The sequence below is a fragment of the Hyphomonas sp. GM-8P genome (genome assembly GCF_003263315.1).
Lineage (GTDB): Bacteria > Pseudomonadota > Alphaproteobacteria > Caulobacterales > Hyphomonadaceae > Hyphomonas.
Genome location: NZ_AWFE01000002.1, coordinates 88,411 through 114,204, shown reverse-complemented (window position 1 = coordinate 114,204; position 25,794 = coordinate 88,411). Strand labels below are relative to the sequence as shown.

The window sequence follows — 25,794 nt, the reverse complement described above, 5'->3', positions numbered from 1 at the left end:
CTTGCACGTTCCGGTGGGGTGTGTGAGCGTGTCCGAGAAGATCGGCAAGCTTGCCTATTGTCCGCTGCCAAAGCGGTAGGTCAGGCTCACGCCATAGGTGCGCGGATCGCCATAGACCAGCTCATCGAAGCCGAAGTCAGAGACATCAAACGCATCGACGATGTACTCTTCGTCAGTCAGATTCTTGACGAAGACCGCCAGTTCCCAGCGATTGTCATCAGGCCGAAGTGCCAGTCGGGCATTCGCGATCCAGTAAGCATCCTGGCCGATCCGGGAAGTGTTTTGCGTGTCGAAGTACTGGTCGCCTGTATACGCTGCATCCGCGCTGGCCACGAGACCGAGATCACCCCAGACGGGACCTGTCTCGTAGCGACTGCGGGCGACGAGACTCCATTCGGGGGCTGCAACCATCGTGTTGCCCGAGAAGTCCTGGCCAATCGGTGTCACGAAATCCATATACTCAGCATCCAGATATGTCCCGGCCAAGGACAACTCGAGGCCCGTCACCGGCACCGAGGTTACGTCGAACTCGAATCCCTTGATTTCCGCCTTTTCTGCATTGAACAGGGTTTGCGTCGGTACTGCGCCAGGCGCGAGGCCGAAGACTTGCAGGTCTGAGTAATCATAGAAGAACGCCGAAGCATTGGCCCGCAGAGTCTGATTGAACCATTCCGACTTTACGCCGACTTCATAAGCCATGAGTTTTTCAGGCTCAACAACTGAAGCTTCGATTGGGTCTGACGTCGCGCCGGTATTGAAGCCGCCACTCTTGAAGCCGCGTGATACGGATCCGAAGACCATCACGTCATCACTGACATCATAAGAGAGGGCGGCCCGGAAGGTGGGTTCCTCGAAGGAGAGTTTGTCCGTTGGGAAGAACGAAGTGTCCAGCAGGATGGCGTAGACCGGCATATCACCATCCAAAGATACTGCATCGACCGGTCCCGCATAGGCGACGTGATCCAGTGTGCGCTCTTCCCAGGTGAAACGTGCGCCGAGTGTCGCCGTCAGCCGGTCTGTCAGGTCATAGTCAGATTGGGCGAACACTGCGAACGTGTTTGTCTTCTGGGTATAGAAGCGATCAGTCCGCAGAATGTAATTCACCGCGTCGAAATATGCCGTTCCGGGTGTCGGGCTGGCATCGGCGAGCAGCTCGAAGGAGTCCTGCCCAGTCAGTTCATCCTGAAGGTAGAACGCGCCCAGGATCAGGCTCATCGGTCCTTCCCAGTCGGACGCCAGACGAAGCTCCTGGCTGAACTGTTCTGAGCCGTCATTGATGTGTTCTTCGACCAAGCGGTAGGGCGAAGCATCCACCTCCAGTATCGCTTCACGGTTGGTATCGAGGTATCCGGTGACGGACGTCAGTTCCCAGCTGCCGAGATCCCATTCCACCTGAAGATTTGCGGTAAACGCCTCGACTTCCTCCGGCGTATCCTTGAGGTTCTCGGCGCCCGAATAGGGATCTGGATCGTCAGTATAGCCGAATGCATCGGCGCATACGGCCGCACCGCGGCCACCACAGACACTGTCATAATCGCTGAGACCATACTCGAACGTCGAGTAGTTGATCAGACCCTGACTTTCATAGGAGCGCGAGGTTGCGTTGCTCTTGCCATATTCGATCTTGCCGAGGACGCTCAGATCTGCAGTTGGTTCAAACAGCATCTGCAGGCGTCCGGCCTGGAAATCGACATCGTTTTTCTCTGCGCTAGTCCCATCGGGGAACGAAATATCGCGTGTGCCGTCCCGCGTGTTTGACACGCCGGAAATACGGAAAGCGAGTTTGTCGCTCACCGGAAGGGTCACCGCGCCCTCAACGTCGAGTTGGTTGAACAGGCCATACGTGGCGCTCAAGTACCCGCCCGGCTCAAAGCTTGGCTTTTTTGTGTGAACGCTCAGCACGCCACCGGTTGTGTTGCGGCCATAGAGAGTCCCCTGAGGGCCTTTGAGAACTTCAACGCGATCAAGATCGAACAGCTGAAAAAGCTGGCCGGTTGTTGAATTGTAGAACATGTCGTCAATCATGACGCCGATGGCGCCACTATTGGCCGGATTGAAATCATTGATGCCGACGCCCCGGATGAAGATCGTCGGATTGGAGGCGGAAAAGGAAGACTTGATCTGAAGCCCGGGTACCTGCTGGGCGAGGTCCTCGCTTGTGCGATAATCTCCCTCGCTTAACATACGTTCGTCTACGGATGTGACCGTCACCGGCACATCCTGCTGCGAGGCTTCGCGGCGCTCGGCTGTCACTTGAACCGTTTGCAGGATGCGGCTGCGTCCATCCTGCTGGTCTGCATCTTGTGCCATGGCCGGGGCTGCCATTGATACGACAAGTGTGGACGCAGCCCCTGCCATGAGGGGCAATCGTTGGATGGGCATCATGCTGTTCTCCCGCATATTATTGAGTTTTATGAATTGTTGACTGAACCAAAGGGTCAGAAGGGCAAATCTTCAGGTTTCGTTTGAACGAAGACGCTCTTTTTCTGAGTGTACTCATCGAGCACGTCCCAACCGTTCTCGCGGCCTATGCCTGACTGCTTGTAACCGCCGAACGGAATTTGCATTGGCATCGCCTGGTAGGTGTTGACCCAGAACATGCCGGTCTGAACGTTTGCGGCGACCCGGTGAGCGCGGGTCAGGTCCTTTGTGACAACGCCGCCAGCCAGGCCATAATCCGACCGGTTCGCGCGGGCGACGACTTCGTCCTCGGTCTCAAATTTAAGGACGGTCATGACGGGGCCGAAGATTTCCTCACGGACATGCTCCATGTCGTCCGTGCTGTCGGCGATGACTGTAGGAGCATAGAAGGCGCCATTCTCGTGGCCCGGCACGTCAACGCGATGCCCTCCACAAACGACCTTCGCGCCAGCATCCCGGGCGCGATCCACAAACCCGCTTACAACATCGAGGTGGTCGAGCGAGATCAGAGATCCGACCTGGGTTTCCGGATCGGCGGGAGAACCAATTTTCAGAGCTGTCGTCCGTTTTATGATTTCTTCCAGGACAGCGTCGTGAATGCTGGTGTGAATGAAGACGCGTGTGCCGTTTGCGCATATTTCGCCTTGGGTCAGGAAATTTGCATACATGGCGAGCCGCGCAGCATGTTCCGGTTCGGCATCCTCAAAGATGATCAGAGGAGATTTGCCTCCCAGTTCGAGGGAAACTTCTTTCAAGCGGGGGGAGGCCGCCTCCATCACTTTGCGCCCCGTGGGCGCGCTTCCAGTGAGTGATACTTTTGCAATGGCCGGGTGTGCCGCCAGGGCTGCGCCGGGGGTCCGTTCTCCCTGCAGCACATTGAACACACCGGCTGGCAAGCCGGCCTCGCAGTAGATTTCTGCGAGGTGAACGGCATTGATCGGGGTAAGTTCCGATGGTTTGAAGATCATCGCATTGCCAGCGGCGAGCGCAGGAGCGGACTTCCAGCAGGCAATCTGCAGCGGGTAGTTCCAGGCGCCAATACCTGCACAAACACCGAGCGGCTCACGCCGGGTGTAGTAGAAGCCGTATCCGAAGTCCTGGTATTCTCCGGCAATACTGCCAGCGAGATTGGCGTAGTGTTCCAGGGCATCTGCGCCGGTCTGCACGTCCACGGACAGAGCTTCGCCAATTGGCTTGCCGGTGTCTTCCATCTCAATGTGGGCGAGCTTGTCATTGCGTTCCCGCAAAAGGTCGGCGGCTTTGCGCAGAATGCGTCCGCGTTGCTCGGCTGGCGTGGCGGCCCAGTCCTTCTGGGCCCGCGTTGCAGAGGCGACGGCTGTTTCTATCTGGTCCGGACTGGCTTCGCGGAACCGGCCGATCTCTTCACCCGTTGCGGGGTTTCGGCAGATGAACTCTGCCTCGCCTTCGCCGGCCACACGTTTGCCGTCGATGAACAAGTCTATGGCGTAGCTCACGTCGTGCTTCCTTTTTCCTTGCGGATCAGTGATGGGTGAATTAGTGCTCCAAAAAATAACTGCACATACAATTACATTTTGTCAATTGCGTGTGCCGGGACACATATTGAAAGAGCCGGTTGAAGACCAAAATACCGGCAAGCAAGCATTCAGGAGTGTGGAGTCATGCGCATCGGATTTATCGGTCTTGGAAATATGGGGGCCAACATGGCGATGGTGCTCTTGCGTTCCGGATTGCAGCTCAAGGTGCATGACATCGACAAGGCCCGCGCCAACCAGCACATTGATAGCGGTGCCAGTTGGGCCGAGACGCCTGCGGATTGTGCGAAGGGTGTCGACATCCTGATAACTTCGCTGCCCAAGCCTGATGTGGTCGACCAGGTCATGCGGGGCGAAAATGGTGTTTTCGAGGGACTGGATGCCGGTACAATCTGGGTGGATACGACCACAAATGATGCTGAGCTTGTGATCGAGCTGGCCGGGTTTGCAGGCCAGATGGGTGTGAAGACAGTTGATTCGCCCGTGACTGGCGCGGTCGATGGGGCACGTCGAGGGGAATTGACCTTGTTTGCCGGCGGAGAAGAGGAAGTTCTTGATGTGTGCGAACCCGTCCTCTCGCGCATGGGGCGGGTCATCCGCTGCGGACAACTTGGCACTGGCAATGCGGTGAAGCTGGTGACCAATTATCTCTGGTTCACGCATGCCGCAGTTATCGGAGAAGGGCTGATGCTCGGGCGCCGCGCCGGTGTGCCGCTGGGCGTCCTGTGGGATGCCATCAAGGACAGTGTCGGCGACAGTTTTGTGGCCCGCCACGATGCACCCTCGATCTTTGCGGGCCATTACGATCCTTCGTTTACGCTGGATCTTTGCCTGAAAGACCTGCGCCTATGTGCAGCGCTCGCCGAGCGGGGCGGGGTTCCGACCCCGATCGGTGCACGTGTGCAGGAAAGATTTGCCGCTGCAGCTGAAGCCTATGGTGGCGGTGTTGGCGAATTGCACGTTGCCAAGCTGATCGAAGATGCCGTGGGTGAGGATCTTCGCCTGGAAGGTGACTGGCCACCGCACTGGGAGGCCTGATCCCTATCCGACAAGTCGTGTGTCCAGACAGCCTTGCGCGATCTCGTTCGCGATAAAGGGGGTGAGCTCAGAACCGCGTTGTGCGTGTGCGATCCAGAGGCCGTCAATTATCAGCGAGATTTCAAGAATGAGAGCCTCGGCTTCTTCCGGTGCCATAAGCCTCATCGCATAACGCCTGACGCTGCGATGCAGGAGACGCTCGCTCAATTGCTCAATTCGGGCGAAGGCCGGATAGGACTGTGCGTGAGCCCAGAAATGCAGCCATACGGTGCAGAATTGCGAATTGAAGAGTGAGGGGGCAAACTTCGACGAGATAACGGCTTTCAGGCATTCTGAATCGCTATTGGCAGTTGCGAGGGCCCGGCGCTCTTCAGTCAGGACAAGCTTCAGCAAGTAGCGCATTGTCGCCTCGAAGAGGTCGCGCTTGTTGTCGAAATGACGATAGATTGAACCGCTTGTCAGATCGGCTTCTGCTGCAATCCGCTGGATAGTCGATTGAGCGTAACCGTATTTGTTGACGCAGTTGACCGTTGCCTCAATCAGGCTCTGCTTGCGCTGCAGTTTTTTCTCGGCCCGTCCCATCGCGCTCAGCCTCCATTCGTCAGTGAATCGAGGCGACGTTCCAGATAGCTGAAGACGATGTCTCGCGCGGCTTCAGGCGTGATGGCGTCGTCATTCTGCGCTTTGCGAATCCACAACCCATCGACCATGGCGACCAGTTCGCGAACGATCTGCTCAGCGTCTTTCCGTTTTAGGAGTTTGCCGAGGGCATCGAGCAGGTTGCGATGGAAGCGACGGGCATTGATACGTTCCAGCCGGGCGAGCTCTTCAGATCGGGCCGTTTCCGACCAGAATTGCAGCCAGACGAAACAGTTCCGATGGCTGAAGAGTGGTTCCGACAAATTTGCATGAATGATGGCATGCGCCCGCGCGAGTGGCGTGTCTGCATCGCCGAGTTCACTGACAAGAGTGTCGCTGATATCGGACATGAGCTGGCGCATGGCTGCGGCAAACAACTCTTCCTTTGACCCGAAATGATAGTGGATGTTGCCAGCGGAGAGACCTGCCTCTTCGGCAATCCGCTGTGCCGTCGCCTCATGGAAACCATGCTTGTAGATCGCCGAAATAGTCGCGTCGACCAGATGTCTCTGGCTTTGCTCACGATGGCGGCGTTGGCGTTGCGGTGTCGTCATGCTTCCTGACTGGCTCGAAGAGTGGAGCGCCTTTTCAATAGGCCTCTGAAGTTTAAATGAAAAGTATGTGCCAGTTGGGCGGGGCACACCAGAATGGCTATCAAAAAGTAATTGCACAACCATTTACATTATTGCGAATAGTTTGAGAGTGTATATGGTGCGGGTGGTGTTTTATCTGGAGAGAAGCGAATGGGAGCGACCGTAAAGCAGCTATCAGGCGAATCCTCTGGCGAAGTGATTAGCCAAGTGCTCGACGAAGATGGCGTTGTTATCGTCAAAGACTTTTTTCCGCCAGACGTGGTGAAGTCTCTCAATGATGAGCTTGAGCCGTATATCGAGGCCTGCAAGCCTCGAGAACAAAAGAACATGTATGACGACTTCCTTGGTGCCTACACCGTCCGTCTTCACGGTATCGCAGCGAAGGCAAGAAGCTTTGCTCCTGTGCTGGCCGACGCGCGCATTATGTCGATCATGGATCAGCAATTGAGGCCGCACTGCACAGACTACCGTCTGAGCGCTGCTGAGCTGATCGAAATTCGCGGGGGGGAGACAGCGCAGCCGATTCACCGGGATGACGATTCCTGGCCTCGCACAGCCCAGGCCGCTGCCCCCCTGGTTATCAATGTGATGATAGCGTTAAGTGATTACACCATTGAGAACGGGGCCACGGTCGTCGTGCCGGGTAGCCATAAATGGGACCGGGCGCGCGAACCCCAGCCTGATGAGATAACACAAGCTGTCATGTCTCCGGGGTCAGTCGCGATGTTTGCGGGACAAACCCTGCATGGGGGCGGAAAGAATGTCAGCGGCGTACCGCGCCGTGGATTGTCTGTATCCTACTGTCACGGCTGGCTGGTGCCTGTAGAGAACAGCTGGCTCGGAATTCCACTGGAGAAGGTCCGTGAGCTGCCGAAGCGTGCTCAAAGCCTACTTGGTTATGACCTCTATGACGGTACCAGCCGCGGTGGAGGGATTATTAATATGTACGAAGTCGGAAGTCCCAGAGCGCTTCTGGACGAGTAAGCATGACACAAGCACTTGAAATCGGCACCGCTGACTACATTGTGGTCGGGGCAGGGTCGGCGGGGTGCGTTCTGGCGAACCGCCTTTCCGCATGCGGGAGTCATGAGGTCGCGCTGCTGGAATATGGCGGTTCAGACTTTGGACCTTTCATTCAAATGCCGGCCGCGCTGTCCTATCCCATGAATATGAAGCGTTATGACTGGGGCTATCGCAGTGAGCCGGAGCCGTTTCTTGGTGGCCGAAGGTTGGCGACCCCGCGTGGCAAGGTCTTGGGAGGGTCTTCCTCCATAAACGGTCTGGTCTACATTCGAGGAAATTCCAGGGATTTTGATGCTTGGGAAGCGAAAGGCGCAAAGAACTGGAGCGGTCGGCATGTGGCGCCATACTTCCGTCGCCTTGAGAATGTGGAGGGCGCCGATCCAACCATTCGCGGGACGGATGGTCCCTTGCATGTAACAGTCCCCTCGCAGGAACACGCCCTCGATCAGGCCTTTATGTCAGCGGCCCAGGAAGCTGGCTTTCGAAAGACAGACGATTGCAATGGTCTTCAACAGGAAGGCTTCGGCCCAATGGACCAGACCATCTGGAAAGGTCAGCGCTGGTCCGCAGCAAACGCGTATCTGAAGCCGGCGCGGGAACGGGAGAACCTCACGCTCTATCGAGGGCTGGCTTGCAAAATTCTCTGGAAGGGCGACCGGGCAATAGGGGTGGAACTGCTTCGCAGTGGAAAGCGCCGTGTGCTGATGGCGCGGCGGGAAGTCATTCTCAGTGCGTCTGTATTCAATTCCGCGAAATTGCTCATGTTGTCCGGTGTTGGTTCGGCGGAAGAACTCAGCCATTTCGGGATCGGCCTTGTGAGCGAACGCCCGGGCGTTGGCAAAAATCTGCAGGACCATCTTGAGATCTATCTGCAGACTCGCTGCAACCAGCCAATCACGCTGCGCCGGTACATGAACCCGGTGAGCAAGGGGTTGGCAGGGCTGCAATGGCTGCTGACGCGTACCGGGATTGGGGCGAGTAACCACTTTGAAACAGCGGGATTTGTTCGCCTGGATGACAATGCAGATTATCCCGATGCGCAGTATCATTTCCTGCCAGCGGCTATTCGATACGATGGCAGCCAACCTGTAAGTGCTCACGGCTTTCAGGCCCATATCGGGCCTGGACGGACGGCCGCGAGGGGGCAAGTGCGTCTTGCCTCCGCTGATCCGACGGCGCCGCCGTCGATACAGTTCAACTATATGTCTCATGAGAGTGACTGGAAGGCTTTCCGGTCTTGTGTGCGCCTCACCCGAGAGATCTTCTCGCAACCCGCCTTGAGGGCTTTCAGTGATGGGGAAATCACGCCTGGCCTGGAATGTATGAGCGATGACGATATCGATGCGTTCGTCGCGCGGGAGGTCGAAAGCGCTTACCATCCATGCGGTACCTGCCGGATGGGCAGGGAAGATGATCCACAAGCGGTCGTGGATCCGGAATGCAGGGTGATCGGTGTGGACGGGTTGCGAGTTGTCGATTCGTCCGTGTTTCCAAATATCACCAATGGCAACATCAACGCACCAACGCTGATGCTTGCGGAAAAGGCGGCTGATCTTATTCTGGGCAAGACTCCCCTCCCGCCGGATGCTGCCTGATGGCTGAATCTGTTGAATTAGTAACACAACCGTCCATTGCCCCGAATCGAGGTGACGTCATCGCGGCAATCCTCGTCGGCGGGATTGGGGTTACGCAGGTTGTTGCCATGCCTTTGTTGGCGAACCTCGTGGCTGAAACGCATCACGTTTCTGGTGTTGAGTCAGGCCTCGTAGGGTTGGCCAATCTCTTGGGCACAGCCATAGGGTCTTTGTTTGTAACGGTGTGGCTTGGCCGACTGCCCATTCGGATGGTGTCCTTTCTTGCAGCTATTCTGGCGTGTGTGGCTCAGTTTTCCGTTGCGTTGATGCCAGGCTTTCATGGTGCCGTAGCAATGGAGGCGCTCGCCGGGTTTGGAGCGGGGATTCTTCTGGCATTGTCTGCCGCCATCGTTGGTGCTTCCAGCAATGCTGACCGTGGTTTCGCTTTTATCCTAACCTTGCAGGCGGTAGTCGCCGTGATTGTATTGCTGGGTATACCCGCCTTTGCGAATGTATCGACTTTGGTGCCCGTGGTCGCTTTTCTTGCGGCGGTACAGGCGTTGATGATTCCTGTCACATGGATGTTGAAACAAGATCCGGTCACGGCTGATTCACAGGCGGAGGGCGCGGCCAATAATTCGGCATTCCACCCTGCCATAATCCTGAAGGCGTCTTCCTACTTCATTTTCTCAGCCGCAGTGGGGGTGCTCTGGGTCTTCTCCGGAGTCCTCGGGTCGTTGGCGGAGCTTCCAGACGGGGTGATTGGACAAGCGCTGGCGGTCGGCAATGTAGCGGCGATAGCCGGCTCGTTACTCGCGGCGCTGATTACGTCACGCTTTGGCCGAGTGGGGCCTGTGCTATTGGTCTGCGTGACGGTCGTTGTGAGCATCACGTTGTTTTCGGAACATATGGGTGCAGGGACGTTCTACGCTGCGAGTAGTCTGTTTCTCTTTGCTTGGGGCGGGGGATTGCCGCTGATGATGGGCATGGTCGCGGAGGTGGATCCGACAGAAAGAGTGACGTCTCTTTTGCCTGTTCTGGCATTTGCGGGGATGGGTATAGGGCCCGCCCTTGTCAGTATCATTCCGGAAGTTCACGGACTTTTCCGGCAGGTGTCAGTCACCACGATCGCGCTCGCCGTCTTCTCATTCATTTTATTCTTCGCCGCACACACTCTTTGGCGAGGATCTGAGTCCCGATTTCCTGAATGAAGGCAGCCTCCTTCTCGCGCAGTGTCAGACTGGATTGCATCTGTCTGACACTGCGCGGGAAGGTGGCCTGACACGGAACTATTGGGGGAGTGAATATCTGGGGGCTTCCGCAGTGCTCAACCGAGATCGTGGTAGGTGCGCTTGATCAGGTCAGAAAAGCCATTTGCGATGGTTTTCAGGAACTTTCGTGTGTCCTCCGATTTCACATTGCCTGCCTCGTCGAACATTTCCCAAAGGCCGCCAATGTAGGCTTCCGGCTGCTGTAGAACCGGCATGTTCAGGAACACTAGGGATTGCCGCAGGTGATGGTTCGCGCCGAAACCGCCGATGCCGCCGGGGGAAGCCGTGACAATGGCCGCAGGCTTGCCGGAATAAGCTGCCTTACCATACGGCCGGGAGCCGACATCGATGGCATTTTTCAGGGCGCCGGGAACCGAGCGGTTGTATTCCGGTGTCACGAAAAGCACGGCATCCGCTTCGCTGATCTGTTTCCGGAAACCAGTCCAAGCTGCCGGTGGCGTATCGGTTTCGAGGTCTTCATTGTAGAGGGCGAGCTCGCCGATCTCGACGAAATCGAAGCTCAGGTTTTCCGGGGCCTCTGCAATGATTGCCTTTGCCAGCAGGCGGGTTTTGGATTCTGCGCGAAGGCTGCCAACAATGACTGCCACTTTTTTTACCGAAGACATAATGACCTCCTGAACGTTTGAACTGTTGTGTGTCAGCCGGGAAATAGGGTCGGCAATGCAGTTCCGGGATCGGGAATGTTTGCCTAGCGGCTATGCGTTTATGTATACCATTTCAATGCAATGGGATGACCTTCACACCTTTCTGGAAATAGCGCGTCAAGGCAGCCTGTCCGGTGCGGCGCGTGCCCTCAAGCTGACACAGCCCACGGTCGGGCGGCGGTTGGCCGCTATGGAAGAGACCCTTGGAGCAAAACTGCTGCAGCGCACGCCAGACGGCTTCGTGTTGACCCCTATCGGCGAAAGCGTCCTGCAGAATGCGGAGCGCATGGAGCAGGAAGCCCACACTGCCGAACGACTGATCTTCGGGGGCGACATCAAGATGGAAGGGGATGTGCGTGTGACAACCGTGGACACGCTGGCCTCATCCTTTGTGACGCCTGCTTTGATTGCTCTCCAGAAAGAACACCCAGACATCACCGTCGAATTGGCTCCGGCCACTCAAGCGCTGAGCCTCGCGCGCCGAGAGGCCGATATTGCCATCAGAATGGTGCCATTCAGCGGAAGCCAGATCGTCCAGCGCAAGATCGGCGCAATCGCCCTTAATTTCTTCGCCAGCCCGGATTATCTGAGCGACGCTGACATCAATGCCCACCGGCTCATCTCGGTCATGGACGATCAATCTCATCTGCCGGAAGCGGTCTGGATCGAGGAGCAGTTTCCGACCGGCACCATCAAGATGCGGTCCAACAGTCGCGAGGTGATTTTCTTGGCGGCGATAAGCGGAGGCGGTATCGCCCTGTTGCCGAGGTTCCGCGCGGACGATGACGCCCGTCTGGTTCGCATCCAGCCGGAGTCTCCTGATCTCAAGCGGGATATATGGCTCGGTGTGCATTCGGACATGCGCCAGACGCCGCGGATCCGCGCGACAATGGATTCACTCATCGCGACATTTGAAGAGAATGCCCACCGGCTCAATCCGGACGGCTAGTCAATTCGCTAATATACGCTTTTGCATACCCATTAAACCGGTTTCGCCAATGGCCATGAAGAGGGCATGCCTCCATCTTCCTTGCATCAGATGAAGCTTCGCTCCGGCCGGAAAGTGTCCCGGAGCGCGCCAGTCACAGGAAATAGGAGTTGGAAATGTCCCGTAAATCCGTCTTCGCCAGCGCCGCCATCGCTGCCGTTCTCGCATTCGGCGCCCTGACAGCGGTCGCCCAGGAAGCCGCACCAGCAGAAACCGTAGCCATTCCGGCCGGCACTTATGTGCTCGATCCGGCGCACGGCAAGATTACCTGGTCGGTCAGCCACCTCGGCTTCTCCACCTATACCGGCCAGTTTGCCGGCGTGACAGCGACCATGGAACTGGACCCATCAAGCCCAGAGACCAGCGCGCTCGAAGCCGAGATTGATGTCAACTCTGTCGGAACACTGAATGCTGCGCTCGACAACCACCTCAAGACACCGGATTTTTTCGACGTCGGTAATTTCCCGGCAGCGAGCTTCACGGCAACCTCCGTTGAGCTGACAGACGCAGACTCAGCCATCGTTGCTGGCGAGCTCACACTTCGCGGTGTTACCAAGCCGGTCAGCTTCACCGCTGACTTCAACAAGGCCGGCGTCAATCCTCTCGACAATAAATTCTCGTTGGGCTTCGATGGATATGCGACGATCCAGCGGTCGGAATTCGGTGTCAGCTACGGTGTGCCGATGATCAGCGACGAGGTGCAGCTTCACCTTGAGGTCGAGTTCAAGCTGGTCGAACCGGAAGTCGGGGCAAAATAATGAACAGGATGCCGGCATTGTTCATCGGTCATGGAAGCCCGATGAACACGCTTGAATCCAATCAATATACCCGAACCTGGGAAGCGCTCGGCAAGAACCTTCCTAGGCCCAAGGCCATATTGTGTATTTCAGCGCACTGGTTCATTGGCAGCACCGTTGTGACGGCGATGCCGGATCCGCGGACGATTCATGACTTCTATGGCTTTCCGCAGGCTTTGTTCGACTACGAATATCCAGCATCCGGCGCGCCTGATCTGGCCAAGCGCATTGCCGAACTGATCAAGCCGGATTGGATCGGGCTGGATCAGGATCAATGGGGGCTCGATCACGGGACATGGAGCATCCTCGCCCACATGTTCCCGGAAGCGGATATCCCTGTTGTTCAGCTGTCGATCAATGCCATGAAACCTTTCGACTATCATGTGAGGATCGGCCGGGCACTGGCACCACTACGGGATGAAGGCGTTCTGATCCTCGGCAGTGGCAATGTCGTCCACAATCTTCGTCTTATCCAATGGAGAAGGCCGGAGTACGGTGAGGACTGGGCGGTGGACTTTGATCAGGCGGTCATCGATCAGATTGCGGCAGACCCTGGCAAGCTGGGGCAGGTGGCAAGTCATCCCGGCTTTTCACGTGCTGTGCCGACGCCAGATCATTTTCTTCCGCTCGCCTATATCGCAGGCGTAGCCACCGAAGGAGAAGGTACGGCCAAAGCGTTCCTGCAGAGTTATACGATGGGATCGCTTTCAATGACCTGTTTCCAGGTTGGAGATGGACCTCGCGTGAATCAGACTTGATTTGCCGGCGGCGTCCAAGGCGTCAGTCGGGAGAAAGCGGCGTACGACGTTCGAGGTGTTCCTCCACCTGCTCTCGGCGAAGCCATAGCTCGCGGAATTCCCTGTCAGACAACAGTTTCAGCTGGTCGCTGTAGTGCGTTGTCCCCGGCTGGCGGGAGTTCCCATAGCTCATGCGGCCATACGCCTTGATCGGCGTCGAGAATTCGATCAGAGCCACCCAGGTCTCACCATGCGCCGGTGTGCGAACACCATCTTCATTGGGCTCAGACCAGGTAATAACATCGAAGGAACCGAGGTTTCCGTACCCGCTGTGCCCCGGCACGTTCACGTCTTCCAGAATGAAGCGCGAGACATCGCCATAGACCGGGTCCATCACACCAAACTTTTCCTTGGTGGAGGCGATTGCCTTGCGCAGCAGCTCGACGCCCGCTTGCGGGTCCTTGAGACCGGCAGGCGTATTGATCGGGTCTTCGGCACTCCACGGAATGGCGAAGCCCTCCTGGCCCGACATGCGGGGCCCTGCGAACAGTTTGGCCCACTCTTCGAACAGGACACCGGCGCGATTGTCTGAAGAGAATGTCCGGTCCCAGGCGGACAGGATCTCGACCGCTTTTTGCGTATCCGGGTCGTCATCTTCCGCCGCCGCTGCAAGCAGGTCCGGCAGGACGCGCTCGGCCATCAACGCCTTCGCCGACAGTTTCAGTCCGACAAATTCCTCAAAGGTGATGTCGTCAGAACCCGTCATCATCTTCAGCGAGTTCTGTGCCCGCATGGAAAGCGGTGTGCGTGGAGCAAAGTAGGCCGGATAGTCGTCCGGCTTGTATGGCACAGGCAACGTGGCTTCCCATGGCGGATCATTCGAGTTCTGAATAAAGCCGGAGTCAGGGTCCGTCACACGTGGCAGGTCATCGAAGTCATGGATTTCGGTCCAGAGATATTCGGACGTATCACCCGGCACCAGGCCGCGCCAGAAATCAATGTCTCCGGATGAGCGCTTCGGCGCCATGCCGTTGAAGATGTATTCGATATGCCCGTCTCGGTCAGCGTAGGAGATATTGAAGGTCGGCACCTGAAGTCTCGAAATGGCTTCGTGGAACTCATCATAGCTGTCGGAAGTGACCATATCGAAATACTGGTTCAGCATGCCGGGGCGATCGAGCCCGGCCACGCGTAGCGCAACCGTCTTGCCATCCGGGCGTTCGAATACCGGGCCGTGGACCGTTGATCGGATGGAGACCGGGACGTCGAGAGATGTGCCGTCTTCCTGAAGGAGCTTGTAGCTCGTTTCCTCGACGTCGAAGGGAAGCACTTCGCCATCGAAGAGATAGCCATTGTCCTGCAGGGTCAATTCATAGGTGGTTGCGCCGACCATGCCATTGACGGTGTTGGAAATACCCATTTGCTGGTTGAAGGCAAAGCGGATCACCGGCAGACCGACTTGTGTCGCGCCGTAAACCTCGAAGTCTGGTCCGATGAGGTGGGCTTCATAGTAGATGAAGAATGGCATGCTCCAGGGCAGGTGCGGATTCTGTAAAAGCATGCTGTGTCCGCTGGCCGTCTTCGAAGGTGCCACCGCCCATGTGTTCGATCCCTGTTTCTCAAGCTCGGGTGGATCGCCTTCACCGATCGTGCGGTTCGGTGAGGCGACATAGACGAAATTCATCAGTCGGTGAGCATGCGCCACAACATCGACGCCGGTGATGGGCAGAACCATTTTCACATCGTCGGCGATCGCTTCAGGATGTTCCTTGGCATAGGCATTCATGCCGTAGGCGAAGGCATCGAGTTTCGCACGGAATTCCGGGGTCTGAGTCTCATACCAGACCTTCGCCCGCGCTGGCACACCGTTCATGACCAGCCATCTGGTCGTCTCTTCATATTCGGCGCCCCAGTATTCGGCACCTTTGCCCCGCGCCTCGCCATAAAGGCGGAAGATCGTATTGGCGTGGCTGTTGGCCTGTGCGTAACCGTAGCCGTAGAAAACCGTTTCCGCATCGGCGCCATAGATGTGAGGCACACCATATGTGTCCCACAGGATCTCACCTTTCGGCGCGGGAGCCTCGGGCGAGACCTCGGCAGCCACTTTGACGGGGGCGACCGCTTCAGGGCTCAGCGCCGCGCCTGCACATCCTGCCAGGATGATACCGCAGGTTGCCGCAAGCATTCCGGCCATCATGTGTTTGTTCTTCATTCCGCGGCCCTTCATCTGTTGCCCAAACGTACGCCGGACGCGTTGGCAGTTCTGCGCCGTAGATACGCTGGGTAAGCGCGACCACCAAAATGATGACGAAAGCCAAGCCCGAATTATCCAGTTGTCTGGTGAATATTCGGGCAATTCAGAACCGCAATACAGCTACCTGCTGTCGGTGCAGATACTACCCGAGGCCACTTGCGGCGGTCTCGATAGGCGTGCTTCACCTAAAGTGTCAGACCGATGCCATCTGCATTTTGAGAAAGCTGGAAATTGCCGATACGGACTCCGGCTCGGATAGCATGGGGGCATGCCCCCGGTTCGGCACAGTCACAAGCCGGCTGTTTTTATGGCGTCGGCTCATGCGATTGGCCGTCTCTGCGGTGAGAATGTCCGAGTGTTCCCCGCGTACCGTCAGCAAAGGGATAGATTTCATCTTACCGAACAGACGCCACATCATGAAGTTGACCTTCCAGCCAGCGCCTGACACATCCATGTTTTCGGTAATGGCGGGATCATAATCGAACACAACCTGGCCCTGATCGGTTTCCCGGCAGGTTTGATGCGCAAACGCCATCCAGTCTGAGTCGCCAAAATCAGGAAATGCCGCTTGCTGGCTTGCACGGATCGCGTTGGCGGCTGCCGTCCAGTCCGGGAAGGATCGGATGCCACTTGTATAATCCGCAATTCGTTTCAAGCCTGCGAGATTCACCGCCGGTCCGACATCATTGAGGACGATTCCGGAGATGCGCTCCTTCAGCACTTGGGACATGATCATGGCCATTAATCCGCCCATGGATGTACCTATGAGCGCAACACGATCAATACCGAGTTCATTCAGTAGTGCGATCATGTCTCCGACATAGACGTCCGGGGAGTAGGCGCGGTTGGGGTCACGATCGGACTGACCGCGTCCGCGGACATCGACTGCGATAAACCGGGCTGGCACGTCCAGTTGGTCGATAAGCGGCTCGAAATCCTTATGGTTTCGGGTCAGGCCATGCATGCACAATACAGTCAGCGGTGCATCGACAGGGCCATAGTCGGCAGCGTAGAGGCGCAGACCATCCGGAGACTGGTAATGGATATCCCGCTTGCCTGCCGGGTCAGAACCAGACACGCCCGTCTCATCTTTCGGCGAAAGTTCCGGTTCACCCGTCATGAGGTTGCCGCTGCCCGTTTTGTGTCTCTGTCGTAATTTCGTCCCGACAGGAATAGAAACACGACACTCAGAGCATTTAAAGCCAGAATGATCTCGAGGGCAGATTTGAGAGGTGTTTCGGAACCGGCTTCCGCAAAGTGCGTGCTGAGCCACCCTGCCAGTGTGGGGCCACCGCCGATCCCGATAAGTGTCAGGCAAAACAGCATGAACGCCGAAGCAAAAGAGCGCATGCGAAGCCCGACAAGTTCCTGCGATGCGGTGTATGCGATGCTTGCATAAACAAGACCGATGAAGCTCGGCACAATGTTCCAGGCATAGGCCAATTCAATACTGGGTGCCTGAAGGAACATCCAGGCGAAAGGCAGGGCGAGCGCGGCACAAACGGCGATCGTCCACGGCCGCCACCTGAGATCACGGGTCGAAAGCCGGTCGCAGAGGCGTCCAACGACCACGGCGCCGATGCCGCCGACCCCGCCGATCAGCACGCCAAGCGGAATCGCCACATCACCAGGCCCCACTTCGTAGGTCCGTTGCAGATGGCTCGAGGTGAACACCAGGAAGGCATTCGCCGAGATACAGATCAGGCAACACCCGGCGAGCAGAAACAGAAAGGATGTTTGTCCGCCGATGAAGGTCAACGTTTCCTTCAATGTAGGGGCCGTGCCATCATCCGTACGCGCTTCAACGGCGCCGCGTACGGGCTCTTTCAAGGTGAATCTGACCAGCAGAGCCAGCAACAAGCCCGGCACTCCGGCGATGAAGAAGGCGGCCCGCCAACCCCAGATTTCATAGACGTAGCCGCCGATGATGAAGCCGGCCAAAATGCCTATACCAATACCTGTCGTATAAATTCCAAGCGCTGTTGCGCGTTCCTGCGGTCCGTAAAGGTCGGAGATGATCGAAGTGGCAGGCGGCGTTCCGCCTGCTTCGCCCACACCAACACCCATTCGCGCGATGAGAAGATGCCAGTAATTCTGTGCGAGGCCCGAGAGCGCGGTCATCCCCGACCAGACGGCAAGCGCGAGGGTGATGATATTGCGGCGGTTGCTACGGTCAGCCCACATGGCGATCGGGATACCCAGGGTCGCATAGAAAGCCGCGAAGGCGAGCCCGGATAATAGTCCGAGTTGGGTGTCGTTCAGGTCCAGATCGGCTTTGATGGGTTCCAGCAGGATAACGAGGATCTGCCGGTCGATATGATTGAACGTGTAAACAAGCGTCAGAAGCAGGAGCACATAGGACCGGCTCGTTGTGCTGAATGGGCCTGATCTGGATGAAGACACGTCCGCGGTCATTTATCCGATCCTTCGCTACAGATTGGTCTTCAATCGCATCCGGCATGCGGACCGGGAGGTGGTCCGCATGCCGGCCGTCCCCACGCCTGACTTAGAAGTCAGCTGAAAGAGAGACGGTGAACGTGCGCGGCGGCCCGTAGAAAGCCGAGTAGGCGGAGTCGAGCCCAAGCTGGCTCGGCGTCACGAAGTTATAGGCCGCCACGCGGTATTCCTGATCGGTCAGGTTCCGGCCATGCAGGCCAACGCGGTACTTGCCGGTCGGCGACGTCCAGACCGCACTGAGATCGAACAGGTAGTAGCCTGACGGATCCAGCTTCGGCCCGCCGCCCGGGAAGATTGCGCTCTGCCCGGCCGGGAAGCCCTCATTCGGGATGTTGAACAGATAGTATTCGTCGCGGCCGGATACCGTGCCGGTCAGCGATAGCTCACCACGGTTCGGGCCAAGGTCCTGAATATAGTTCGCGGAGATCTGGCCCTGCAGCTCCGGCGTGTTCTGCGTCACGAAGGAGCTGGCGACGTTCGTGCCGCCGGACAGGATTTCGGTGATCTCGGCGTCAATATAGCCCAGCGTTGCAAACAGGGTCAGATTATCGGTCGCAAACCAGGTGCCTTCGATTTCGAGGCCTTTGTATTCAGACGCACCAGCGTTGAACACCGACGAAACAAACGTGTCGTTGATGCCGTCATTATCGGTGTCTGCACCGCTCTGAACAGTGATCTGCTGGTCGGTATAGTCGGCGAAGAACACCGCCGTATTGAGCAGCAGGCTGTCGCCGAAGAAGGAGCCTTTGACACCCAGTTCATAGGAGTCGACTTGCTCGGGGCCGAAGCCCTGGCGGGAGAGGCCGGTCGGGTCCAGATCTTCCCGCGCGCGCGGGTCGAAACCGCCTGCCTTGAAGCCCTGTGCATAGGTCGCATAGATGTTCAGGTCATCCGTCGGCTTATAGGAAACGGACACGCGCGGCGTGAACTGGTCATCCTTGCGTTCAACGCCCTGATAGTCTGTCTGGGTCACCAGGAAAACAGAGGTCGTGTTCGACGGATCGAAAGACCCGGTGCCGAGACCAAGCCAGGCTTCGCGAAGCACATCCGCCGTCGTCTTGTCTTCGGTATAGCGCCCGCCGAGCGAAACGCTCCACTGGTCGTTCAGTGCGTAGGTGAAGTCGCCATAGACGGAGAAGTTTTCTTTCTCCTGTGAGCCGGCCTGGTAGATCGACAGGCCGAGGGCGCTGAGAATGACGTCGAACGCGCCGTCCGCTGTGCCATCGAGATAGTAGATCCCGGCGACGCCGCTGAGCGGTCCATTATCATAGAGAAGCTGGAACTCCTGCGAGAACTGGTCGTCATTGTAGTAGGCCGGCACATCGAAGTCCGGCTGCGGCAGGGCATCGAAATCGATCGGCGTGATGGTGGAGCCTTCACGATAGGCCGTGATCGATTTCAGCGTGACGATGTCGTTTACATCCCACTGCGCGGTCAGCGAGTAGCCTTCGGTTTCGACGGAGTTATCATCGCCGATGCCGGCGCGCGTGTCGTAGACATCGCCGGTAACCGGGAGCGTTCCGTCTGCACTCGGAAGGAGGCGGTGCCCGTGCTTCGCATTAGAGTCGTCTTCGGACTTGTCATAGGCGAAGCGGAGCGAGAAATCGTCCCTTGGAGTCCACTCGGCGCTTAAGCGATAGGCCAGCAGGTCCTTGTCATAATGCTCAGCGCCGGTGTTCAGGTTCTTGCCGAAGCCGTCGCGCGTGTATTTCGCGATGGCACCGCCGACGGCGAACGTATCACTCAGCGGTGTCGAGCCGGAGACGATCACATCAGCCTGGCTGTAGCTACCGAGATTGGCTTTGACCTTCAGGTCCGGCTCATTGCCGAGCGGCTTGGTCACATACTTGATCGCGCCGCCGATTGTATTGCGGCCGTAGAGTGTCCCTTGTGGGCCGCGCAGCACTTCCACGCGGTCGACATCGAAAATGTCGAGGATCGCGCCCTGAGGGCGGGCGATGTAGACATCGTCGACGTAAAGGCCGACGCCAGGCTCGAAGCCCCAGAGCGGGTCCTGCTGGCCGACGCCGCGGATGAAGGCGATCAATGTCGAGTTCGATCCGCGCGCCACTTCGATCGTGGCGTTCGGGGTCGAGCGCTGGATGGAGGTAATGTCCACGGCGCCGGTAACTTCCAGTCGCTCCGATCCGATCGCGGTGACCGACAGCGGCACGTCGAGAAGGTCTTCCTCGCGGCGTTGTGCCGTGACCGTCACGCGTCCCAGCGTCCGGGTGTTTTCATCCGCCTGATCGGCGTCTTGTGCCATGGCGTGATATTGGCCACCGGTCAGCGCAATCGCTGAAACCAGGCCGAACTTAAACGTGTCGAATTTCTGCTGCTTCACGATGTCCTCCCGCAGGTATGTTATTTTGGGAGGATTATTCAGAAGACGATCCGGATTTCGATGACGGGACGGCTCAGGGCTAGTGAACAGTTTCGCTCACGCGCCTTCGTTCACCGCAGCATCATTCCGGGCAAAAACCGCGGGCGATACGCCTCGCATCTTCTTAAATGCCCGGTTGAATGCGCGCACATCGGAATAGCCGATCAGTTCGGAGACTTCAGAGACAGACGTGCCGCGCGCCAGCAGGGCATTGGCCCGCTCCATACGGTGATTCAGCACCAGATCCCGGAAGGAGGTATCTTCTTCACTGAGGCGCCGTCTGAGGGTGGCCACGCTGATGCTGAACGCGCTGGCGACCGCCTGCTGGGTTTCCAACCCTTCGGAGATCAGCTCTTCAGTCCGGATGGCGAAGGGGCGCGTATCTGTCTCCGGCTCAAGCGTGTCCAGGTGGTGGATGACACGAGAGAAGATTCCATCGGTACTCAGGTCTGCATTCGTTGCCGGCGCGATCTGCTGGCACGCAGCCTGATAGTCAAACACTAGTTCGTATACGGTTTTGTTGTACTGAACCGGAACTTCCCAGAATGATGTCAGTGTGTCTTCGATGTCCTTGCGGCCCCGGACAAGTGTCACGCGGGTCAGCGCCTTGCTGGCAACGCCGCCAGTCAGGCTGTCTATCAGGCAGTAGACCTTGATCAGCAAGGCATCCCGGACGAAGTGCAGCAGCGGTTCATTATCCCTGAAGCGATAGGGGAATTTCGAGTCATCCAGGATGAGGGTCAGTGTCTCACCGCTTTGACGAACCAGATTATAGTTCCCGCCATGCAGCATGTTGAAATAGGATGCCAGACTGCGGATCAGGTCCTGCAGGGTTCTCGCAGACTTCAATTGGGAAATCACGAAGGTGCCGCTCTGGTAGAGGAGCTTCCGTTCCGACAGCTGAGCCGTGAGGTCGTCCAGTGACTTCGCGATTTCGGACTGAATGCGGAAATAGTCGGTCAGCGGCCGCCTCGTGTGTGGCGCGTTCCGGAGTGCGTCAGGGGCAACACCGATCTTGCCCGCCACCCGGTCCAGATCAACGCCAGCCTCTTCTGCCCATGTCAGAATGGGTGCGATCTGGCCGATCTCGAAAACAATTCTGTCGCTGCTGCAGGATCCACTCATCCCACACGTATATCGAGATTTCCTGTTGCGGGAAATACAGCATCGGCTGCGCCCGGCCTGAGACCATTGTAGAATTGACCATACCGCAACGCGCAACACGCGGTTGTCATTGGCGGTTTGTCACCTTCTTTCCCTATTCCGTGTCAATGTCTGACCAGGGGCGAAGGGGCAGGGTCAATGCGCTTGGGGTCTGTGGCCCAAAAGATATCGTGAACGCTTCCGGTTTGCCTTCTGAATACCGCCGGAAATAGGCCGTATCTGTTCCAGCAATCGCCAGACGTACCCGCTCTCCCGGGTTAAGACGGGCTGCGACCGGATTTAGCGCAAATTCGACTTTCATCAGCTCGCCCGGTGTCACCGGCAACATGTCTTCCTTGCGGAATGAATGTGGCGCTGGGCCCATTTCATAAGGCAAAGTGGCAGGGTCAGCAGAAGCACGATGGATCGCGCGAATGATGCCTTCAGTGACATAACTGACCGTACCATCCGGGAGGACGACTTCCAGATAAGCGTGAAAAACCGGATCGTTCGTGGCGCTGGATACAAACAGGGTGAGAACCGGGTCGCCTACGAGTTCCATTGCTGATTCCAGAGGGGCGCTATCGAATACGACCAGTTTCTCGTCAGCGTCACGGCGGTCCGCATAGGCTGGTGCCACACCGAACTGAGTGGACCAGCGTGTCGTCTCGCCGGTATTTGCGGAAAAGTCGACGTCATAGACAAGGCTACCTCCCTCTGGGGGGGCGTCTGACAGCGAGCGGTCTGCACTCAGATACATCGATGTCGTCTCTATGCCAATGGGTGGCCACGTACTGGACTGCTTGAAAGTATCAGCTCCGAGTACGTAGTAATTGATCTCCCGCGCTATTGGTTCGTCATTCGAAATCTGGTCGTAGAACCCGGACATGATTTCATGCTGGTCGTCGATCGATGGCCTCGGTTCCTGGTCGCCCGGAAACCGCGGGTCAGCAAATGTCACGTTGGAATGGTCGTTGCCCGTGATCCAGATATTCATGGGAACGTCTGGTGCAGAAAGGTACCGCGACAGGGCCGCACGGGCGGTCCCGGCATCCATCCAGCTGCCCCATATCTGCGCAGGCTTTAGCTGCTCTTTGATCCCCTCCAGATGCGAGGAAGGGGATGAATCGAAGAAGGTGTAGCCATTGCGCCCCTTGTCGTCGAAATAGACAAGGTCCGCATAATCGTCTGGTGCCCATCGGTCTCGGCCGGCGAGAGCTTCGCGTAACAGGGTAAGGTCGGTGTCATCATCGACAGGATCAAGAACCGGCCAAAGGGCTGCGCAATCCTCCACCCGGGCGAGGCAGTTCAGGCTGCCATCCGCGTTGACGCCTTCATCCATGTTCTTGGTCGCGCCGCCCCATCCCTGAAGAAACCAGTCGTTTGCCACACCGCCGGGGAAGAACAGGTTCAGGAAGACATCGAAGTCCACTTCGCGAACGATCGCGCCCTTCAATGCCGGCGCCGGCCGGCTGGTCGCAACATCGGCGGTGTCCGCCATGTAGGAAGTCCCTTGCGCGAATATGGTGCCGTTCGACCATGGCTGAGCCGCCAGATGGGCGATGATCTCATCCATGTCTTCGACCTCTTCCGGCCCGACATCGACACGGCGCGGACCGAAGGAGGAAGTCGATCCGCGCGTGTCGACGCTTGCAATGACGTAACCGTCATCACGAAATCGCTCATAGGCCTGGATCATGAGGGCCCGGCCGTAGCGGGTCTGCACGAGAATGGTCGGAGCGGGTTCAGTCGGAATTTCGCGCGTCGGATAGTAGAGATTGACGGCAATCTTGGTACCGTCGCGCATGGGAAGGTAATAGGCCTTGTCGGCCCGGGCCGGTGTCTGCTCCGGTTGTGTTTCAGAAGCACTGTGCGTGGGTGCCGTTACGTCTGCTGGAAGATTGCAGGCCACAAGGGCCGACAATGCGAGCAGGCTGGCACCTGTGAGAGAGTGTTTCAAAAGACCGGAAAAGAACAGCATGATAGTCTCCTTAGTAACGGACCACGAGACGGATACCATAGGTCTCCGGGTCGCCGAGGACGACGAATTTCTGACCAATGACATCTGTGCCCGACAGGTCAAACAGGCGTTGTTTCACCTCTTCATCGCCAAGGTTCTCTCCCCAGACGCTGAGCCTCCAGGACCCGTCATTCGCGGCAATACCGGCACTGAGATTGTAGAGCGCATAGCTGTCGACCCGGCCGTCAGACTGGTTGTCTTGCGTCAGGTAGCTTTCACCCCTGGCCAAAACCGAGCCCCCAATGAACCAGTCCAGTGACTGGGTCAGTGGCGCCTCATAGTCCGCATTAAGATTGAATGTGTAGTCGGGCGCATAGGGGATCTTGTCGAGCGGTGTGCCGTCGGGAAGGATGCCTTCGTCGAACTCGGCTTCCTGCAGAGCAGCGTTCAGACCGACAGTCAGATAGTCGGTGACCCGCGAAAGCACTTCCAGTTCAACCCCGGTGGAATGCGCCGCACCAGCATTGCTGATCTGCGGATCATAAAGCGGCGTGTTCGGGTTGTCCGTGGTGATCTGGATATCCGTCCAGTCCATGTAGAAGACGGCGAGGCTGGCCTGCATCTGGCCATCAAACAGCTCACCCTTCAGGCCGGCTTCATAGTTCCACAGGGTTTCGGGATCAAAGGAGATACCGTTCGCGTCGCCCAGTGCATCATTGTAACCACCGCTCTTGAAGCCGCTGGAGACAGTGACATACCCGATTGTTTCCGGTGTGAACCGGTAGCGCACATTGGCGGTGGGGGTTACTTCCGACCAGCTGTCCGATCCGGTAACGCCGAAGTTGCCGCCGAGCAGGTCGAATGGATCGGACTGTGAATAGTTGATCTTCTTTTCTTCATCCGTGTACCGGGCACCCAGGGTGACATCGAGTATCTCGGAGATATTCCATGTCATTGACGCGAAAGCGGCGATGGAACGTGTATCCATGCGTGCGTCCGAGCCGGAGCGTCCGCCAGCGGCCTCCGGAGCGCCGAGCAGGTCAGCCAGGTCAGAGCCGATTTCGATGAAGCTGAGATTGGAGGCTTCCTGGTCGTAATAATAGGTCCCCAGGATCCAGTCGAGGTCGCCGGAACTCCAGTTCAGGCGGAACTCGTTGGAGAAGCGCTGCGCGGTTTCCGGGTCTCCATCATAGAGCCAGCTCAGGGCTGACCGGTCAGTGTCGGTACGGTTGAAATAGTCGTGCTCGCGATAGGAGGTGATGTTGGTGATGTCGATGCCGCTGATGGTCGTCGTGAATATCGAGGACGCGCCCCAGATCTCCGCGGTTTCGACCGGTTGCTGATCTGCGTAGACCTTGCGGTCAAACGGATCTGCGTTGCGTTCGATCGAGAAGGCATCCAGGACCGAGACGAAAGTGGTTCCGTCGATATATTTCAGCGTTTCAAAGATCAGCGGTTCCTGATCGATTTCCTTGTAGTCGGCGGTGAGCAACCATTCAGTCTCAGCGCCGAGATTGAACAGGAGCTGCCCGCGGACCGACCAGGCCCCTTCGGTATTTACTTCCTGCCCCAGCACGACATTGTCTGACAGACCGCCGCGCTCCGTTTTCTGGACCGCCAGGCGCCCGGACACGGTATCCTTGATCAGCGGCCCGCTGACGACAGCGCCGATACGGTAATAGTCATAATTGCCGGCCTCGGCTTCCAGCCGGGCCTCGAATTCGTCTGTCGGCCGGGCAGTCGTGTAGCTGACAGCACCGCCGATCGCGTTCCGTCCAAAGAGAGTGCCCTGAGGACCACGGAGCACTTCAACACGTTCCAGATCGAACAGGTCTACCGCTGCGCCGACACCTTGTCCGAGAAAGACCTCATCAAGATAGTAGGCAACGGCCGGATCTGCGCCGGCTGAGCCAGAACCGCCAATCACACCGCGAAGCGAAGTAGGGGAGAGCTTGGAGTCCCCGAAATTGCCGTATGTCATGCCTGGCGTACGAAGCGCGAGCGCGTCCGGGTCACCGATCCCTTCGTTGATCAGGGAGTCAGACGTGAAAGCGGTGACGGAAAGGGGGGCTTCCAGCGATGTTTCCTGCTGCTTCCGGGCCGTGATGACCACCTTCTGAAGGCTGCGGGTCTGTTCGGCAGGTTCGGCTGTACTGGCTCGGGATTCCTGAGCGACTGCGAGTTGTCCGGCAGCCAGCATGGCGATGGCGCTTGTCCAGATTAGTTTCTTCATGTTGAGAACTCCCCAATTGCCATCTTTAAAAATGAATATGGCCTCATATTTGAATTTAGATTCTGAAAACTCGTACGAGTCAACACCTCATCCCGGAGAATGAG

The 25,794-nt window shown here is 57.5% G+C and carries 19 protein-coding genes; 7 read left to right on the top strand and 12 right to left on the bottom strand.

Annotated features, from left to right (window positions below):
• Positions 1-54: 54 nt before the first annotated feature.
• Both HY26_RS01530 and betB read right to left on the bottom strand, forming a co-directional pair.
• On the bottom strand, positions 55-2,385 hold the full coding sequence (locus tag HY26_RS01530; RefSeq protein ID WP_158531389.1) for a TonB-dependent receptor: 2,331 nt from the start codon (positions 2,383-2,385) through the stop codon (positions 55-57).
• A gap of 53 nt (positions 2,386-2,438) precedes the next feature.
• Entirely contained in the window at positions 2,439-3,896 is a 1,458-nt protein-coding gene (gene betB, locus HY26_RS01525) for a betaine-aldehyde dehydrogenase (RefSeq protein WP_233351497.1), read from the bottom strand.
• Positions 3,897-4,061: 165 nt separating this feature from the next.
• On the opposite strand from betB, the gene HY26_RS01520 reads away from it, so the two are divergent.
• Positions 4,062-4,973, top strand: coding sequence for an NAD(P)-dependent oxidoreductase (locus HY26_RS01520; RefSeq protein WP_112072786.1), 912 nt, complete (start codon positions 4,062-4,064; stop codon positions 4,971-4,973).
• 3 nt (positions 4,974-4,976) lie between these two features.
• Here the strand turns inward: HY26_RS01520 and betI (HY26_RS01515) are convergent, their stop codons facing one another.
• Positions 4,977-5,555 carry a transcriptional regulator BetI gene (gene betI / locus HY26_RS01515; protein ID WP_112072785.1) on the bottom strand — a complete coding sequence of 193 codons (579 nt, stop codon included), beginning with the start codon at positions 5,553-5,555 and terminating at the stop codon, positions 4,977-4,979.
• A gap of 5 nt (positions 5,556-5,560) precedes the next feature.
• Complete coding sequence (betI, locus tag HY26_RS01510; protein ID WP_158531388.1) at positions 5,561-6,166, bottom strand: transcriptional regulator BetI; 606 nt, start codon at positions 6,164-6,166, stop codon at positions 5,561-5,563.
• Positions 6,167-6,355: 189 nt separating this feature from the next.
• Here betI (HY26_RS01510) and HY26_RS01505 point away from each other — a divergent pair, with 189 nt between their 5' ends.
• The 3 genes from HY26_RS01505 to HY26_RS01495 are packed head-to-tail and all read left to right on the top strand — an operon-like array spanning position 6,356 to position 10,013.
• Positions 6,356-7,189 (top strand): phytanoyl-CoA dioxygenase family protein, encoded by an 834-nt coding sequence (locus tag HY26_RS01505; RefSeq protein ID WP_112072783.1) that lies wholly within the window; start codon positions 6,356-6,358, stop codon positions 7,187-7,189.
• Between the two features lie 2 nt (positions 7,190-7,191).
• Positions 7,192-8,823: a choline dehydrogenase gene (gene betA / locus HY26_RS01500; protein WP_112072782.1), complete on the top strand. Its 1,632-nt coding sequence runs from the start codon at positions 7,192-7,194 to the stop codon at positions 8,821-8,823.
• The gene (locus tag HY26_RS01495; RefSeq protein WP_112072781.1) at positions 8,823-10,013 is read left to right on the top strand and encodes an MFS transporter; all 1,191 of its coding nucleotides are present in this window, start codon (positions 8,823-8,825) and stop codon (positions 10,011-10,013) included. Before betA ends, HY26_RS01495 begins: the two co-directional genes overlap by 1 nt.
• 116 nt (positions 10,014-10,129) lie before the next feature.
• On the opposite strand, the gene HY26_RS01490 is transcribed toward HY26_RS01495, so the two are convergent.
• On the bottom strand, positions 10,130-10,699 hold the full coding sequence (locus tag HY26_RS01490) for an NADPH-dependent FMN reductase (RefSeq protein ID WP_112072780.1): 570 nt from the start codon (positions 10,697-10,699) through the stop codon (positions 10,130-10,132).
• Between the two features lie 115 nt (positions 10,700-10,814).
• Here HY26_RS01490 and HY26_RS01485 point away from each other — a divergent pair, with 115 nt between their 5' ends.
• The 3 genes from HY26_RS01485 to ygiD all read left to right on the top strand — a co-directional run bounded on the left by HY26_RS01485 (position 10,815) and on the right by ygiD (position 13,281).
• Entirely contained in the window at positions 10,815-11,687 is an 873-nt protein-coding gene (locus tag HY26_RS01485; RefSeq protein ID WP_065382858.1) for a LysR family transcriptional regulator, read from the top strand.
• 155 nt (positions 11,688-11,842) lie between these two features.
• On the top strand, positions 11,843-12,484 hold the full coding sequence (locus HY26_RS01480) for a YceI family protein (RefSeq protein WP_112072779.1): 642 nt from the start codon (positions 11,843-11,845) through the stop codon (positions 12,482-12,484).
• A complete protein-coding gene (gene ygiD, locus HY26_RS01475; RefSeq protein ID WP_199288526.1) occupies positions 12,484-13,281 on the top strand; it encodes a 4,5-DOPA dioxygenase extradiol in 798 nt (265 codons plus the stop codon). Before HY26_RS01480 ends, ygiD begins: the two co-directional genes overlap by 1 nt.
• A gap of 22 nt (positions 13,282-13,303) precedes the next feature.
• Here ygiD and HY26_RS01470 read toward each other — a convergent pair whose 3' ends face one another.
• The 7 genes from HY26_RS01470 to HY26_RS01440 all read right to left on the bottom strand — a co-directional run bounded on the left by HY26_RS01470 (position 13,304) and on the right by HY26_RS01440 (position 25,690).
• Positions 13,304-15,472: an acylase gene (locus tag HY26_RS01470; RefSeq protein ID WP_233351496.1), complete on the bottom strand. Its 2,169-nt coding sequence runs from the start codon at positions 15,470-15,472 to the stop codon at positions 13,304-13,306.
• Positions 15,473-15,707: 235 nt separating this feature from the next.
• The gene (locus HY26_RS01465; protein ID WP_112072778.1) at positions 15,708-16,634 is read right to left on the bottom strand and encodes an alpha/beta fold hydrolase; all 927 of its coding nucleotides are present in this window, start codon (positions 16,632-16,634) and stop codon (positions 15,708-15,710) included.
• Positions 16,631-17,929: an MFS transporter gene (locus HY26_RS01460; protein ID WP_034765758.1), complete on the bottom strand. Its 1,299-nt coding sequence runs from the start codon at positions 17,927-17,929 to the stop codon at positions 16,631-16,633. Before HY26_RS01460 ends, HY26_RS01465 begins: the two co-directional genes overlap by 4 nt.
• 91 nt (positions 17,930-18,020) lie before the next feature.
• Complete coding sequence (locus tag HY26_RS01455; RefSeq protein WP_065382854.1) at positions 18,021-20,315, bottom strand: TonB-dependent receptor; 2,295 nt, start codon at positions 20,313-20,315, stop codon at positions 18,021-18,023.
• A gap of 96 nt (positions 20,316-20,411) precedes the next feature.
• Complete coding sequence (locus HY26_RS01450; protein ID WP_112072777.1) at positions 20,412-21,479, bottom strand: helix-turn-helix transcriptional regulator; 1,068 nt, start codon at positions 21,477-21,479, stop codon at positions 20,412-20,414.
• A gap of 133 nt (positions 21,480-21,612) precedes the next feature.
• Positions 21,613-23,478 (bottom strand): CocE/NonD family hydrolase, encoded by a 1,866-nt coding sequence (locus tag HY26_RS01445; RefSeq protein WP_158531387.1) that lies wholly within the window; start codon positions 23,476-23,478, stop codon positions 21,613-21,615.
• A gap of 10 nt (positions 23,479-23,488) precedes the next feature.
• Complete coding sequence (locus HY26_RS01440) at positions 23,489-25,690, bottom strand: TonB-dependent receptor (RefSeq protein ID WP_112072775.1); 2,202 nt, start codon at positions 25,688-25,690, stop codon at positions 23,489-23,491.
• Positions 25,691-25,794: the final 104 nt, after the last annotated feature.

What these genes read in the sequence shown, in the direction of transcription:
- HY26_RS01530 (WP_158531389.1), bottom strand. Translation starts at nt 2,385, where the DNA reads ATGATGCCCATCCAACGATTGCCCCTCATGGCAGGGGCTGCGTCCACA.
- HY26_RS01520 (WP_112072786.1), top strand. Translation starts at nt 4,062, where the DNA reads ATGCGCATCGGATTTATCGGTCTTGGAAATATGGGGGCCAACATGGCG.
- betI (WP_112072785.1), bottom strand. Translation starts at nt 5,555, where the DNA reads ATGGGACGGGCCGAGAAAAAACTGCAGCGCAAGCAGAGCCTGATTGAG.
- betI (WP_158531388.1), bottom strand. Translation starts at nt 6,166, where the DNA reads ATGACGACACCGCAACGCCAACGCCGCCATCGTGAGCAAAGCCAGAGA.
- HY26_RS01505 (WP_112072783.1), top strand. Translation starts at nt 6,356, where the DNA reads ATGGGAGCGACCGTAAAGCAGCTATCAGGCGAATCCTCTGGCGAAGTG.
- betA (WP_112072782.1), top strand. Translation starts at nt 7,192, where the DNA reads ATGACACAAGCACTTGAAATCGGCACCGCTGACTACATTGTGGTCGGG.
- HY26_RS01495 (WP_112072781.1), top strand. Translation starts at nt 8,823, where the DNA reads ATGGCTGAATCTGTTGAATTAGTAACACAACCGTCCATTGCCCCGAAT.
- HY26_RS01490 (WP_112072780.1), bottom strand. Translation starts at nt 10,699, where the DNA reads ATGTCTTCGGTAAAAAAAGTGGCAGTCATTGTTGGCAGCCTTCGCGCA.
- HY26_RS01485 (WP_065382858.1), top strand. Translation starts at nt 10,815, where the DNA reads ATGCAATGGGATGACCTTCACACCTTTCTGGAAATAGCGCGTCAAGGC.
- HY26_RS01480 (WP_112072779.1), top strand. Translation starts at nt 11,843, where the DNA reads ATGTCCCGTAAATCCGTCTTCGCCAGCGCCGCCATCGCTGCCGTTCTC.
- ygiD (WP_199288526.1), top strand. Translation starts at nt 12,484, where the DNA reads ATGAACAGGATGCCGGCATTGTTCATCGGTCATGGAAGCCCGATGAAC.
- HY26_RS01470 (WP_233351496.1), bottom strand. Translation starts at nt 15,472, where the DNA reads ATGAAGAACAAACACATGATGGCCGGAATGCTTGCGGCAACCTGCGGT.
- HY26_RS01465 (WP_112072778.1), bottom strand. Translation starts at nt 16,634, where the DNA reads ATGACGGGTGAACCGGAACTTTCGCCGAAAGATGAGACGGGCGTGTCT.
- HY26_RS01460 (WP_034765758.1), bottom strand. Translation starts at nt 17,929, where the DNA reads ATGACCGCGGACGTGTCTTCATCCAGATCAGGCCCATTCAGCACAACG.
- HY26_RS01450 (WP_112072777.1), bottom strand. Translation starts at nt 21,479, where the DNA reads ATGAGTGGATCCTGCAGCAGCGACAGAATTGTTTTCGAGATCGGCCAG.
- HY26_RS01445 (WP_158531387.1), bottom strand. Translation starts at nt 23,478, where the DNA reads ATGCTGTTCTTTTCCGGTCTTTTGAAACACTCTCTCACAGGTGCCAGC.
- HY26_RS01440 (WP_112072775.1), bottom strand. Translation starts at nt 25,690, where the DNA reads ATGAAGAAACTAATCTGGACAAGCGCCATCGCCATGCTGGCTGCCGGA.